Annotated in this window: 12 protein-coding genes and 1 riboswitch; of the genes, 5 read left to right on the top strand and 7 right to left on the bottom strand. The window is 47.9% G+C overall.

From position 1 onward, the window contains the following. Positions 1–13: 13 nt before the first annotated feature. The 3 genes from MHM89_RS11815 to MHM89_RS11805 form a co-directional block, all read right to left on the bottom strand. Positions 14–1,021: an FAD-dependent oxidoreductase gene (locus MHM89_RS11815; protein WP_239408879.1), complete on the bottom strand. Its 1,008-nt coding sequence runs from the start codon at positions 1,019–1,021 to the stop codon at positions 14–16. Continuing rightward, positions 1,021–2,970 carry a phosphomethylpyrimidine synthase ThiC gene (gene thiC / locus MHM89_RS11810; protein WP_138547053.1) on the bottom strand — a complete coding sequence of 650 codons (1,950 nt, stop codon included), beginning with the start codon at positions 2,968–2,970 and terminating at the stop codon, positions 1,021–1,023. Before thiC ends, MHM89_RS11815 begins: the two co-directional genes overlap by 1 nt. A 116-nt stretch (positions 2,971–3,086) precedes the next feature. Then, positions 3,087–3,190: riboswitch (TPP riboswitch) on the bottom strand. Positions 3,191–3,212: 22 nt separating this feature from the next. Beyond that, the gene (locus tag MHM89_RS11805; protein WP_239408878.1) at positions 3,213–3,656 is read right to left on the bottom strand and encodes a YaiI/YqxD family protein; all 444 of its coding nucleotides are present in this window, start codon (positions 3,654–3,656) and stop codon (positions 3,213–3,215) included. Between the two features lie 247 nt (positions 3,657–3,903). Here MHM89_RS11805 and MHM89_RS11800 point away from each other — a divergent pair, with 247 nt between their 5' ends. Both MHM89_RS11800 and MHM89_RS11795 read left to right on the top strand, forming a co-directional pair. Then, positions 3,904–5,046: a DUF3103 family protein gene (locus MHM89_RS11800; protein WP_239408877.1), complete on the top strand. Its 1,143-nt coding sequence runs from the start codon at positions 3,904–3,906 to the stop codon at positions 5,044–5,046. Between the two features lie 117 nt (positions 5,047–5,163). Beyond that, a complete protein-coding gene (locus tag MHM89_RS11795; RefSeq protein ID WP_239408876.1) occupies positions 5,164–7,926 on the top strand; it encodes a prolyl oligopeptidase family serine peptidase in 2,763 nt (920 codons plus the stop codon). A 70-nt stretch (positions 7,927–7,996) separates the two neighbouring features. Here MHM89_RS11795 and MHM89_RS11790 read toward each other — a convergent pair whose 3' ends face one another. Genes MHM89_RS11790 through zapB form a run of 3 tightly spaced genes read right to left on the bottom strand, consistent with a single transcriptional unit; the run spans position 7,997 to position 9,526 of the window. Next, the gene (locus MHM89_RS11790) at positions 7,997–8,977 is read right to left on the bottom strand and encodes an MBL fold metallo-hydrolase (RefSeq protein WP_239408875.1); all 981 of its coding nucleotides are present in this window, start codon (positions 8,975–8,977) and stop codon (positions 7,997–7,999) included. Between the two features lie 28 nt (positions 8,978–9,005). Then, the gene (locus MHM89_RS11785) at positions 9,006–9,296 is read right to left on the bottom strand and encodes a cell division protein ZapA (RefSeq protein WP_022945437.1); all 291 of its coding nucleotides are present in this window, start codon (positions 9,294–9,296) and stop codon (positions 9,006–9,008) included. Beyond that, positions 9,296–9,526, bottom strand: coding sequence for a cell division protein ZapB (zapB, locus tag MHM89_RS11780; RefSeq protein WP_045979239.1), 231 nt, complete (start codon positions 9,524–9,526; stop codon positions 9,296–9,298). The genes MHM89_RS11785 and zapB overlap by 1 nt, the downstream gene beginning before the upstream one ends. A 247-nt stretch (positions 9,527–9,773) precedes the next feature. Between zapB and rlmJ the strand changes: the two genes are divergently transcribed. Beyond that, positions 9,774–10,613 (top strand): 23S rRNA (adenine(2030)-N(6))-methyltransferase RlmJ, encoded by an 840-nt coding sequence (gene rlmJ / locus MHM89_RS11775; RefSeq protein ID WP_239408874.1) that lies wholly within the window; start codon positions 9,774–9,776, stop codon positions 10,611–10,613. A 12-nt stretch (positions 10,614–10,625) separates the two neighbouring features. Here the strand turns inward: rlmJ and MHM89_RS11770 are convergent, their stop codons facing one another. After that, positions 10,626–11,564 (bottom strand): cation diffusion facilitator family transporter, encoded by a 939-nt coding sequence (locus MHM89_RS11770; RefSeq protein ID WP_179954346.1) that lies wholly within the window; start codon positions 11,562–11,564, stop codon positions 10,626–10,628. 90 nt (positions 11,565–11,654) lie between these two features. Between MHM89_RS11770 and trmL the strand changes: the two genes are divergently transcribed. Together trmL and nadC are read left to right on the top strand one after the other, a co-directional pair. After that, entirely contained in the window at positions 11,655–12,119 is a 465-nt protein-coding gene (gene trmL / locus MHM89_RS11765; RefSeq protein ID WP_022945433.1) for a tRNA (uridine(34)/cytosine(34)/5-carboxymethylaminomethyluridine(34)-2'-O)-methyltransferase TrmL, read from the top strand. A 48-nt stretch (positions 12,120–12,167) separates the two neighbouring features. Next, the gene (gene nadC, locus MHM89_RS11760) at positions 12,168–13,019 is read left to right on the top strand and encodes a carboxylating nicotinate-nucleotide diphosphorylase (protein ID WP_239408873.1); all 852 of its coding nucleotides are present in this window, start codon (positions 12,168–12,170) and stop codon (positions 13,017–13,019) included. Positions 13,020–13,394: the final 375 nt, after the last annotated feature.

Below are 13,394 nucleotides of genomic sequence, written 5' to 3'. Positions count from 1 at the left end.
CTTCACCTTGGTTTTATACGGCGGTATTAAACTGCGCCAATGCCCGCTTAACGACAATGGGCGCGAGCATATAGCCATGGCGATATAAGCCATTAATGCTAATCACCTTGCCCCTTTGCTCAATATGTGGACGGTTATCGTTATAGGCAGGGCGCAGCCCAGCACGCAAGGACTCAACGGTGGCTTCAGCAAAGCCACTATGGACACTGTAAGCTGCGGATAACAGCTCTAAGGTAGAGCGCACCGTGATAGCTCGGGTATCTTGTGATTCAATTTCGGTGGCGCCAATGACATAGCGATACTCTGGCTTAGGAGCGATATAAATCGGATAACGCGGATGCATGAGCCGCACCGGCCGGCTCAAGCGTACTTCCGGTGCATGCACTCTAGCGACCTCGCCACGCACGCCCCGCAACGGGGTGTGCGCAGTTTTCGCCCCGATGCCGCGACAATCGATGACGGCTTGATAGTCTTGTGCTGCGAGCGCGTCAACGTCCACATCGGCGTTAAAGGTAAAGCGCACGCCACGACGTTTTAGGCTGAGGTAGCTGTGCTGATAAAAGCCTTGATTATCGAGCTGTCCCTCGCATGGCAGGTATAGCCCTTTGCCAAAGCGCCCTGCCAGCTCGGGCTCCAGCGTCTGCAACTGAGCACCGTCAATGTCTTGCCCAGCAAAGCCCGCCAATGGCTTTAACTGTTTGCGGAAATGCGCCATGGCGCCCTGATCCTGGGGGTAGGCAACAATAATGCTGCCAGCTTGCTGAAACTGAACCGGTTCATCGAGCAAGGCCAAGAGTTTTGGCCATAATGCCAAAGCAGCAAGGCCATCCTCAGCGAGGTCTTGTTCACACAGTACCGATTCGGCCATTGGCGCAAGCATCGCAGCCGCCACGTGCCCAGCACTACTGTGGCCGTGCTCATCACCGCGTTCAAACACTTCAATATCATAGTGCTTGGCAAGCAGCAGTGCGGCCACCCGGCCGCACACACCAAAGCCAACAATGGCTATTTTTTGGGCCATTAATATACCTTATGGTAGAGCTCGCTGCCTGAGGCTTTAAACTCTTCTGATTTCGCCTGCATTTGCGACTCAACATCAACCATGCGAATACTGATTTCCTCGCCAAGATTATTGGGGTCGATGCCTCTAGACTCCAGATCTTTGGCGTAATCACGTACTTCCTGAGTGATTTTCATAGAGCAGAATTTGGGCCCACACATCGAGCAAAAATGCGCGACTTTTCCTGACTCTTGCGGCAAGGTTTCATCGTGATACTCGCGCGCCCGGTCCGGGTCGAGACCCAAGTTGAATTGATCGAGCCAACGAAACTCGAAACGCGCTTTCGATAAGGCGTTGTCACGCTCCTGCGCCCCTGGGTGCCCTTTGGCCAAATCGGCTGCGTGGGCGGCTATCTTATAGGTGATTAAGCCTTCTTTAACATCTTCTTTGTTAGGCAGCCCCAAATGCTCTTTCGGCGTGACATAACACAACATCGCGCAGCCATACCAAGCGATTTGCGCCGCGCCAATGCCTGAAGTGAAGTGGTCGTAGCCTGGGGCAATATCGGTGGTTAACGGGCCTAAAGTATAAAACGGCGCCTCGCCGCAATGGGCTAACTGCTCGTCCATATTGTCTTTGATTAAATGCATCGGCACGTGACCCGGCCCTTCGATAAACACTTGCACATCATGCTGCCATGCTATTTTGGTAAGCTCGCCTAAGGTGCGTAGTTCACTGAATTGTGCTTCGTCATTGGCATCGGCAATCGACCCTGGACGCAGCCCATCGCCCAACGAGAAACAAATATCGTACTGCTTTAAAATTTCGCAAATGTCTTCAAAGTGGGTGTACAGGAAATTCTCTTGGTGATGCGCTAAGCACCATTTCGCCATAATAGACCCCCCTCGGGAGACAATACCTGTGACCCGCTTTGCGGTCATAGGCACATAACGTAATAGCACCCCAGCATGGATGGTAAAATAATCGATGCCTTGCTCGGCTTGTTCAATCAGCGTATCACGGAAGATTTCCCAGGTAAGATCTTCGGCCACGCCATTTACTTTCTCAAGCGCCTGATAAATCGGCACTGTGCCCACAGGCACCGGCGAATTACGGATCACCCATTCTCTGGTTTCGTGAATATAGCGCCCGGTTGATAAATCCATAATGGTGTCGGCCCCCCAGCGGGTGGACCACACGGTTTTTTCTACTTCTTCTTCGATGGATGAGCTAACCGACGAGTTACCGATGTTAGCATTAACTTTCACCAAGAAGTTACGCCCGATGATCATCGGCTCAGATTCGGGATGATTGATATTATTAGGGATCACTGCTCGCCCTCGTGCAACCTCATCTCGGACAAACTCAGGGGTAATAAATTCGGGGATACTGGCACCAAAAGATTGCCCAGGGTGCTGCTGAGCTAATAACTCCTTGCGCACCTCTGCACGGCCCATATTCTCGCGAATGGCAATGTACTCCATTTCTGGGGTAACGATCCCTTGGCGAGCGTAATGCATTTGCGTGACATTTTTACCCGCCTTGGCGCGGCGCACCTGCGGTAGATGCTCAAAGCGAATATGGTCAAGCCCTTCGTCAGCCATACGCTGCTGAGCAAACTGCGAGCTTTTATGATCTAATAGCTCGGTGTCATCACGCTCTGCAATCCAAGCCTGGCGGAATTTAGGCAGGCCTTTGCGCACATTGAGCTCAAAATCTGGATCGGTGTATGGCCCTGAGGTGTCATAAACACGAATAGGGTCGTTTTTTTCGTAGATGGGATCTTCTTCACTGCCGCCAACAAAGGTATCACTTAATGCGATTTCCCGCATACCTACTCGCACTCCGGGCTGCGAGCCCTCAACATAGACTTTTTTGGAGTTGGGGAAAGGCTGCCCCGTAAGGTTGTGGATGTATTCAGACGCCGCTTCACGGCTTTGACGACGGCTTGGTTTGGTTTTTTGTGACATGACGCACCTCACTATTTTACTGAGTATTGGTCTTGTCTGGAGGCGATAGAGCCTGTGGTCCGCGCGCATAAGCGCTGCTTTGGCTGGGCATGGTTTGTACCATTACGGCACAAGCGTGCCGAGGCAAGCTTGTTCCCTACGCAGGTGTGAGCCTGATCAGGTTAACGGATCCCGCATTTGCGATCTCAGCCCTTCAGTTAGGGCACTCCGACAAGTATTCGCCAGCAGTCTAGCTTACAAACTCACTGTTGCGCAAGCCAACGGTCAAGGTGATTGGCAAATTGTTGTTTGTCTTGGGCACTCAAAGGGGCTTGGCCACCGGTTTGGATGCCGCAGCTTCTTAAGGTATCCATAAAATCACGCATATTAAGGCGCGACTTGATATTCTCTTTGGTGTACAGCTCACCCCGTGTATTCAACGCTAATGCGCCTTTATCAATTACTTCCGACGCTAATGGGATGTCGCTGGTGATCACCAACTCGCCAGCCTGAACTTGCTGTACGATTTCATTATCAGCCACATCAAAACCCGGCATGACTTGCTGCATACGCAAGAAATCTGATGCTGGCAAACGCAGGTATTGGTTGGCAACAAAGACCGCTGTGGTTTTCGTGCGTACCGCAGCGCGGCAGATAATTTCGCGGATAGCGACGGGACACGCATCGGCGTCAACCCAAATAGTCATGGCGTTTCTTCCTAATTAAATAGGTGTGCAGTATATCAAGTTTGTCAGTGGAGGTATGAAGTGATGCAAGAATAAGTATAAAGGATGAAAAAGGAAGCGTTTTCCCCGCACTATTTACGTCCGTTTACACGCAGGATGCATTTCACTGCTCCGATGTGTTGACCCTGCAAAAGGTAAAAGGTTAAAAAAAGGTTAACACCCTACCTCAGGTGTACTTTTTGAAACTTGATCACACATGGAGCATAAAATGAAAAAACTATCACTACTGAGCTTGGCACTCGCCTCTACGCTGAGCTTCACCAGTCACCCAAGTATTGCCTCACAAACAACCGCTGCCACCCAACCGGCACAAGCGGCCCACAGTGTATTCCAAAGCAAAAAAGCCCTTGCCAAAAACATTGCCAAGAATTTAAAACAGCTACAACCGACCTTACAACAACAACTAAGTGCCTACTCCTTGGCAGTGAGTGCCGATAAGTTAGTGCCTAAAGACGCTCAAAGCGAGTTTGATCTGCAACAACATAATGCCCAAATTCGTTCGCTAAAGGGCCTACCTGAACAGGGCGACAACCTATTACAACTGCGCCTAGCGCATCGCAACATGCTTAATGACTGGCAGCAAGGCGAACCGGCGCTGGTCGCCTTTGCTCCCAAGGGCGATGACAAACACTGGGATGTGGTAGAAGCGTATGACCAACAAGGACAGCTGCATTTACTCGATGCCTACACGCTTCCTGATACACCGGTTTTCATCGTCGAGCTTGACGCCAAAAAGACCCTTACTGAGGGACTTGCGATAATGCGCTCGGTGCTGGCATCAACCCAACAACCGACGCTACAAAGTAAATACAGCACCCAAGACGAACAACCGTTATCCACCACAGTGCTTAAACAAATCCGTGTTAATGATGATGAAGAGCCTTGGATTTCAGGCGCCGCTGAAGTGTACGCCATTGTCACGGGTGTGAGCCCGTCTCGCGATGAGCCAGTGCTAGACATTGTTGATATGCCCTACTTAGATCACGACGGCGAAAACTACTACCCAAACCAAGTGTTAATTCACTGGAATCGCTACCGTTGGCAAGCTGCGGATATCTTATTGATGGAGCAAGACGACAATACCAATTATAAAACTCTGGCGAGTAAGCTATTGGAAGTCGCCACAGCGGTACTGCGCGCAATTCCGAATCCTGACGCTCAGGGCTATGCCATTATTCCTCAGCTAACAAATGAGATTTTACAAGCAATGCCTGATGCATGGTTCACTAACGATGACGACTATGTTGACGTGTATTACACCTTACGTGAGGGGCAAACTTACCGTAACTATGCGGGCGCCAGCAACAACGCAAGGGTCACGCTGGAACCACTTACTATCGACCCAAGATAAAACACTATGGCGCTGCTTAGTGCAGCGCCTATCTCAAAAACTATCCACTTTATCGCGTTTGCTCGAATCTTCGCCTGTTACCGTTACAATAGCTAAAAAAGCAAACAGGACGTGGTCATGAAACCTCAACTTACTTTTCTAACTGCTGTGCTGGCAGGTGCACTGGCGACACCAGTAGCCGCTAAGCAGGCGTTGCAATTTAACGATGTCTTCGATTTCAAGTATCCGCAACACACCGTTTTGGGCGAGCAAGGTCAGTACCTAGCCTTTAGTGCCGAACCTTATCGCGGCGACGCTCAAGGTCAGGTGTATAACCTAGATAACAATGAACTTGTTGCCACGGTGGCACGCGGTACAGCGGCACAGATTAATAAAAACAGCCAATGGGTGGCATTCACCCAAGTCCCCACTCTCTTGAATAAAGAAACCACTGACAAAAAAGCGCGCAAGAAATTAAAAAACAACCTCGTCTTGGTCAATACCCAAACGGGTGCCCAGCAAAGTTTTGAGCAGGTGAAAGACTATCAACTCTCTGATGATGGTCGCTGGCTCGCCTATCGCCTCCACAGCAGCAGCGATCAAGATGCTGATAAAGAAAAAGAAAAAGCCGATACTGGCGATGAGCTGCATATTAGCGCTGATAAAAAAGATAAAACCTATGACTTAGTCATTGTTGATCTAACCAGCAACGAGCAGACACGCCTTGACTCAGTGTTCACTTATGCCATCAGCCATAGCAGTGCAGGTATCGTCTTCAATCAACACAGCAGTGATGGCAGTAATAACCAAGTCAGCTATTTTGACTTTGCCTCACAACGCACGGACTCGCTGATAGATGAGCCTGGGGTAACCGTTAGCACCATCGAATGGCACCCAGTACAAAACCTTGTGGCCTTTAATGTCGGCAATTATGTCAATGATGATACGCGCCGCCGCGACTACCGTACGATGTTGTGGCATGGTCAGCAAAACACCTTAGAAACGCTGCCAAGTCAATGGCAAGCGGGCAAGAAAGGCACACTGAGTTGGTCGGAAGATGGCGCTCGCCTATACTTTACAACACGACCAGAGCTTGACGCCAAAGTGACCAAGAAAAAGTACCAAGACGCGCAGTCGTTGCGCGACTTCGACACCATAGTGGCTCAGGCGAATATTGAAGTATGGCACCACCAAGACCCAGAAATTAAACCGCGCGAAAAACAGCAATGGCAGAAAGAAAACAAATATCGCCATTACCAAGCGGTATATCACCTTAATGGCAAGAAGGTGGTGCAACTGGCCGATGAGCAAGTGCCACAGGTGCGGTTAAACAAAAAAGCAGATCACCTTATCGGTTACTCTAACCTGCCCTATTTGCACGAGATGACCTACAAAGGCTTTTATAATGACTACTATGCTATTGATGTTCTCAACGGCAGTAAACAAGTCATCGTCAAAGCCCATCCACATCGCCCGAGTTTGTCACCAACAGGGCAACATGCGGTGTACTTTAGTGACCAAGGGTGGCAGCTAAAAGATTTAGCCAATAATACAGTGACTCCCCTTAGCAAAGCAGTGAATGCAGTATTTGCCGATGATAAGCATGATTACCCCTCCGAGGTAGACGGCTATGGTGTTGCGGGCTGGTATAAAGACGGCTCGAAGGTACTCATTAATTCTAAATACGATATTTGGGCCTTTGATGTTGAAAGTGGCGAAGCCCAAGTTTTAACGCAAGGGCAAGCAAAGCAGGTTCAGTATCGGGTGGTTAACCTTGACGATGATAAGCTTGGTTTTGATGACCAAGAGCAGCTGCTGCTACGCGCATTTAATGTGAATAATAAGCAGACCCACATAGGTGCACTGGATTTAGCAAATAACACTGTGCGTACACTTTTGGCTGGTGAAGCGCGCTTTGATGTAAAAATGAAGGCCAAACACGCTGATAAATACATTTTTACCAAGCAGAGTTATCACCAGTTTCCTGACTTTTGGCAGGCTGATGCCCAGCTAACAAACCCTCGCCAGATAACCGATCTGAACCCACAAATCAGTCAGTTTAAATGGGGGCAAAAGCCAGAACTAGTTAGTTACAAAGGCTACGATGGCGAGGACTTGCAAGGCGTGCTAATTAAACCTGCGGACTACGTAGAAGGTGAGCAAGTGCCTGTGGTTATCTACTTTTACCGCTATATGAGCCAGCGACGTTACGACTTCCCAAAAATGGAGCTTAACCATCGCCCTAACTTCCCGATGTTTACATCGAACGGTTACGCGGTGTTCTTGCCTGATATTCGCTTTGAGATTGGTAAACCTGGCCCCTCGTCCACTCAAACCATGATCAATGCCGCACAAAAGCTGATTGATATGGGCGTTGCCAAAAAAGATGCCATAGGCTTGCAAGGACACTCATGGGCCGGCTACCAAAGTGCCTTTATGGTAACGCAAACCGATATGTTTAAAGCAGTTGTCTCGGGGGCGCCGGTATCGAATATGACCTCGGCATACAGCGGTATCCGCCTAAAATCAGGATTAGCGCGTCAATTCCAATATGAAACGGGGCAAAGCCGTATTGGTAAGGCACTGTATGAAGATGTCGATGCCTACATTGACAACTCACCGGTGTTTTTTGCCGATAAAATAAACACTCCAATTATGATTATGTTTGGCAATGAGGATGGCGCCGTGCCTTGGCAAGAAGGGATTCAGTACTATTTAGCATTGCGCCGCGCCGGGAAAGAGGTGATTTTCCTTGAATATGATGGCGAGCCACATCACCTGAAACAGTTCCCCAACCAAGTGGACTTTTCTATTCGCATGATGCAGTACTTTAATCATCACCTAAAAGGTGAACCAGCGCCACAGTGGATGACGCAAGGTGTCCCTTTTATTGAGGAATAATTAACGCTATAACACAGAAATACATTTGCGTTATAAGCCAACCCAAGCGGGTTGGCTTTTTTTATGTGTGCTATTGCCCTTGTGTGGCTTTGGCGCGCTGCAACCCTGCGGTTAAAAAGACGCGGTAAGCGCGCTGCTCTAACCCTGGCTCGCTAGGTGAAAAGTGTGTTGGAAAGCTTGCGACTAGCTCTTCTACATTTTGCTCAGGGTGTTTATTTACGTGCTCAACAATGGCTATTAACCACGCTTTTGGGATACTCAAGCTCGCTTTGCTATATGCATCACCATGTCCTGGTAGGACTTGAGTGATATCCAGAGCCGCCAAATCATCGAAAGCGCGCAACCACTGCGAGAAATTTGCGTCCCCAGGGTAGGGCTTTATGTCGACCATATCCGCACCGGCGAGAAGCCCCTCTTGCTCAATATATACCATCAGGTCGGCATCAGTATGCGCCGCGTAGGGCAATATGTTGAGCTCGTAATTACCTAAGTCCAATGTGGTCTTTTTGTTTATTGCCAGCTGGGGTGATTGCAGCTCTAAATGCTGCCATTTATCTAAACGCGCTTTCGCTGCTGCTATTTTTTGCTGCCAAGGAAGCTGTTCTTGCTCGGGCAAGTTATTCATGCGGTGCTCGCTTAGAGCAATACTCTTGGCAAAACCATCTAAGCGTTCGTTGAGCTGGGCATGAGCGAGATGAAACTGATCATTGAGATGTTGGTGGACGATAAGTTTAGCGTCCGGGTAATGGCTTTGTAACAGTGCCATACCCAATAAATGGTCATCATGAGGGTGAGAAACTAACAAGTAGCACAGTGGCACTTTTAGCTGCTTGTCTAACTTGCTAATGAAGCGCTCAGTTTGCGAAAACTCCCCTGGCGCATCGATTAATAAGGCACATTCATCGCCCTGGATAAGCACCTGATTTGAATCATAGTACTTTAGCTTTTCATGTTGTTGGATAAAGTCGACATGAGCACTGATGCTGTGCCATTGCTGGGCATGGCTTACGGTGGTGGTGAGGGCTAATAATAAAAACAGAAATTGGCGCATAGGCTTCCCTTGGGCGCGACTATGCGCCTTATGATGTTGTTTCTAAGGCTGATGTCAGTTTGGAGCACAGTTGGCTCTGCATTTGTTGCTGCTCAGTGAGCTGCGACTTCGCTTCTAATAACTCATGGCACAGGTTGAGTGCTGCCATAAGTAACGCTTTGTCATCATTGCGCACCGCTGAGCGCTGACGCATATGTTCAACGCTCTCATTGAGGTGCTGTGCCGCATCAAGTAACGCCTGCTCTTGCCCAGGGGGACAAGCAAACTGATGCTCCCTACCGAGCAAATTGACCTTGACGCTGTGTCCGTCGTTACTCATTAACCCGCCGCGCTAGCCGACTGCAGTTTTTCCAGTAGGCTCGTTAATGTACTACTGGTTTCTTTCTGCTTTTCTTCGCTTTCTAGCACTTCTAGCTGCAAGGTTTCGTTTTCGTCCATTAGCTTAGTATTGTTTTCACGTAAGGTGGTCACTTCTTGCTGTAATTCACTATTACGCTGAATTAATTTATCGACCAGTTGTTCGAGTTGGGAAAGGGTTTCTTGGTTCATAAAGGCGCTCTTTAAACTGTTGATTAGAATCTGCAAATGTAAAGCAATCTGCCCAGCGATGCTAGGGGGTGTAGCGTATTTCCTGTAAATTTTGCCAGTATTAACAGCGGGTTCATTTAAATCACCCAATATTCAGCAACGGTTTATAGTAGCTGCTTATTAATCAATCATCCAAAGTACCCATCTAGCTCTGTTTATCTGGTGCAAATACAGTAAAATGGCTATAAGTTCAGTTTTAGGAGCCGTTATGCTCAGTTATCGCCATTCTTTTCATGCTGGCAACCCCGCCGATGTGGTGAAGCACCTAGTGTTAGCACAAACACTGCAACACATGGTCAAAAAAGAGAAGCCCTTTGATTATATTGATACCCACTCGGGAGCCGGTTTTTTCGCCATCGACAATGCCGATATGCAGAAAACTCAAGAGTTTAATGATGGCATTGCTAAGCTGTGGCAGTATCAAGGTGATGTAGATGCGCTTGCGGATTATGTAGCCCTGATTAAGGGTATGAACGAGTCCGCTCAGTTACGTCATTACCCGGGTTCACCTAAGGTGGCTGAACACTACTTACGTAAGCAAGACAAAGGCTGGTTTTTTGAGCTGCACCCTCAAGACTTAAAATTACTGCAAAAAAATATGGCAGGTAAGCGCTCGTTACGAGTAAAAGATGAAAACGGCTTTAAAGGCTTGCTGGCACTGGTGCCGCCTCTTTCGCGCCGGGCATGCGTGTTAATGGACCCGCCGTATGAAGTAAAGAGTGACTACGAAAAAGCAGTCGATACCTTTATAAAAGCACATCAACGCTTTAGTACCGGCACTTATTTGTTATGGTACCCCGTGGTTGATCGCTCTCGCATAGACCGCCTTGAGCAACGTTTTATTGACTCTGGTATTCGAAACATTCAATTGTTCGAGCTTGCCACCCAAGGCGATAGTGAAGAACGTGGCATGACCGCCTCAGGGATCATTGCCATCAACCCGCCTTACACGCTAAAAGCAACGATGCAACAGGTACTACCGGAGTTAGTGAAGGTGCTCAGCGAGCAAGACGGGTTTTATCGTTGCGAGCAACTGGTTGATGAATAACCTGAAACAACACTAACAACTTGATTTGTTGACCACTGAAATTGGATCTTGGTGAATCAGCACATCAACTTCACCACCGAACTCAGGGTGCTTTTGTTCGCTAAACGCCTCTTGAATAAGTACCGCTACCTCGTCCGCGACTTGGTGTGCCCTGATCAAAGGCATGTTGTCATCCAGTTCTAAATGAAGTTGCACAAAGCGTACTTTGCCGCCTTGGCGAGTACGCAAATCGTGCACACCTAAAACTTGCTCGTGGCTTTTGGCAACTGCCACTATCTGCGTTTTTTCTTCATCCGGCAGTTCTTTGTCCATTAAATGCGCCGCACTCTCGGTGCCTATTTGCCAAGCGTTGTAAAGCAAGTAGGCAGCAACTAAGATGGCAAAAAATGGATCGGCACCGGCAATACCGTAGTAGGCCAACATCAGAGCAAGCAATACTGCTAAGTTCAGTAATAGATCACCCTTATAGTGCAGTGAATCGGCTTTTATCGCGACCGACTCGGTACGCTTAATAGATTGATATTGCACATAGACAACGATTAAGGTGCAAAAAATAGCAAAAATACTCACCCACACACCCAACAATGTATGATTGACAGTGACAGGGTTAATAAACCGCTCAATGGCATGAAAGGCTAATAAACAGCCACTGCCACTGATAAAAGCGGCTTGACCGAGACCAGCCAAGGCTTCCGCTTTACCATGACCAAAACGATGGTCGTCGTCAGCCGGTTTTAAGGCATAACTCAGAACAAAGAAGTTCATTAAGGTAGCACTTATATCAAGCAGTGAGTCGGTCAATGACCCTAGCATAGCGGCAGAGCCTGATGCCAACCACGCCCACGCTTTAGTTGCAATCATCAAACTAACCATAGCCAACGTAATCAAGTTAGCGAAGCGCACCCAAAAGTTGTAACCTCTTGCTGGGGTTGACGCGCCTTGGTTGTTCATAAAATGCACCTAGAGTTATCGAATCTATGCGTCATTTTAACCATCTTTGGTATACTCACGCCACTGTATCGCGCTCAGCTCAGAAGACTTATGTTAGACATTGTTTTATTTCAACCCGAAATCCCCCCTAATACCGGTAATATTATTCGCTTGTGTGCCAACACCGGCTACCGCTTACACTTAATAGAACCATTGGGGTTTGAGTGGGATGACAAACGCATTAAACGGGCAGGCTTGGATTATCACGAGTTCTCTAATGTTCAGCGCCATCCGAGCTTAGAAGCTTATATCGACGCCTGTGCCCCAAAACGTATTTACGCATGTACCACCAAAGGTACGCGCTTTCATCATGAAGTCGCCTATCAACCAGGTGACGCGCTGCTGTTTGGCCCTGAAACACGTGGGCTGCCTAGCGAAGTTATCGCCTCTTTACCAGCAGAGCAACGGGTACGTATTCCCATGCAAGCAAACAGCCGTAGTATGAACCTATCGAATGCAGTTGCGGTATTTGTTTATGAATCCTGGCGCCAACTCGACTTTGAGGGCGCCTGCTAAACGCACCGATGCTACATTCTCTAACCAGCTATATAAGAACTAGATATTATGACACCAAGCCAAGCACTGATTCGCCAACTCGTTCAACTAGCCCTTGATGAAGACTTAAATGGTCTCAGCCCAAGTGAAGGTGATATTACCGCACAGCTGATCCCTGAGCAGCAGCAGGCTAATGCCGATGTTATCACCCGAGAGGAAGCCATTTTTTGTGGCCAAGAATTGGTAAAAGAAGTTTTTGCTCAAGTAGACCCCAGTGTCGAACTCACTTTTTTCGTTGCCGATGGGGATAAAGTTCTACCCGAGCAGCGCCTATTTAACGCCAAAGGCAGCGCCCGGGCTATTTTGACCGCCGAGCGCACGGCACTTAACTTCGTACAAACGTTAAGTGCAACGGCCACTGCAGCTTATACCTATAGCCAAGCCTTGGCCAATTCCAATACTAAATTACTAGATACTCGTAAAACTATTCCAGGTTTACGTGCACTGCAAAAATACGCAGTCAAATGTGGCGGCGGAGTGAACCACCGTATCGGTTTATTTGATGCATTCTTAATTAAAGAGAACCATATCGCGGCCTGTGGCAGTATTGCTGCGGCGGTTTCCCAAGCCAAGCACAATCACGCGGATAAGCCCGTAGAAGTTGAAGTTGAGAGTCTCGATGAGTTGCAACAAGCACTCAATGCTGGCGCGGACATTATTATGCTTGATAACTTTTCTTTAGCGGATGTAAATACAGCCGTTAAACTAACTAACAAATCAGCCAAGCTAGAAGTGTCGGGCAATATCACTTTGGCAACTTTGCAACAGTACGCTAACGTTGGTGTAGACTACGTATCCAGTGGCGCCTTGACTAAACACATTGAAGCTGTTGATTTATCAATGCGTTTTCAACAACTATAGTGACTTTGCAAAATATTCAAGTAGAATAGCTGAATTCGGTATAGATGTTAGCAGTTGTTAAAAAAAGTGCTACACAAAGCCAAAATGCCGTGATAGCATCTAGTTTTAAAGAATGAGATTTATACTTAGGTAGTAATACTTTGTTATAAATCAACGAAACTGTAATAAAAGAAATCTACACTCAAGGAACGGTGTCTCAGTTAGTTGAATTCAACAATTGGACTATACTTCCTAAGATATCTGAACCTGTAGGTTTTGACATTGCTAGGCGCTTGTTGCCCCACGTAGTACAAGCAACTAGTCGACCAATTGCCGAATCAACGATTTAGCAACACTGGTTACCTTAACTTTGCCCAACAATCCTTTAGGAGAGGA

This window comes from Pseudoalteromonas sp. CNC9-20 (assembly GCF_022347875.1).
Classification (GTDB): Bacteria; Pseudomonadota; Gammaproteobacteria; order Enterobacterales; family Alteromonadaceae; genus Pseudoalteromonas; species Pseudoalteromonas ruthenica.
The sequence above is the reverse complement of the archived record's forward strand: the minus strand, read 5'-3'. Positions and strand labels throughout refer to the sequence as shown.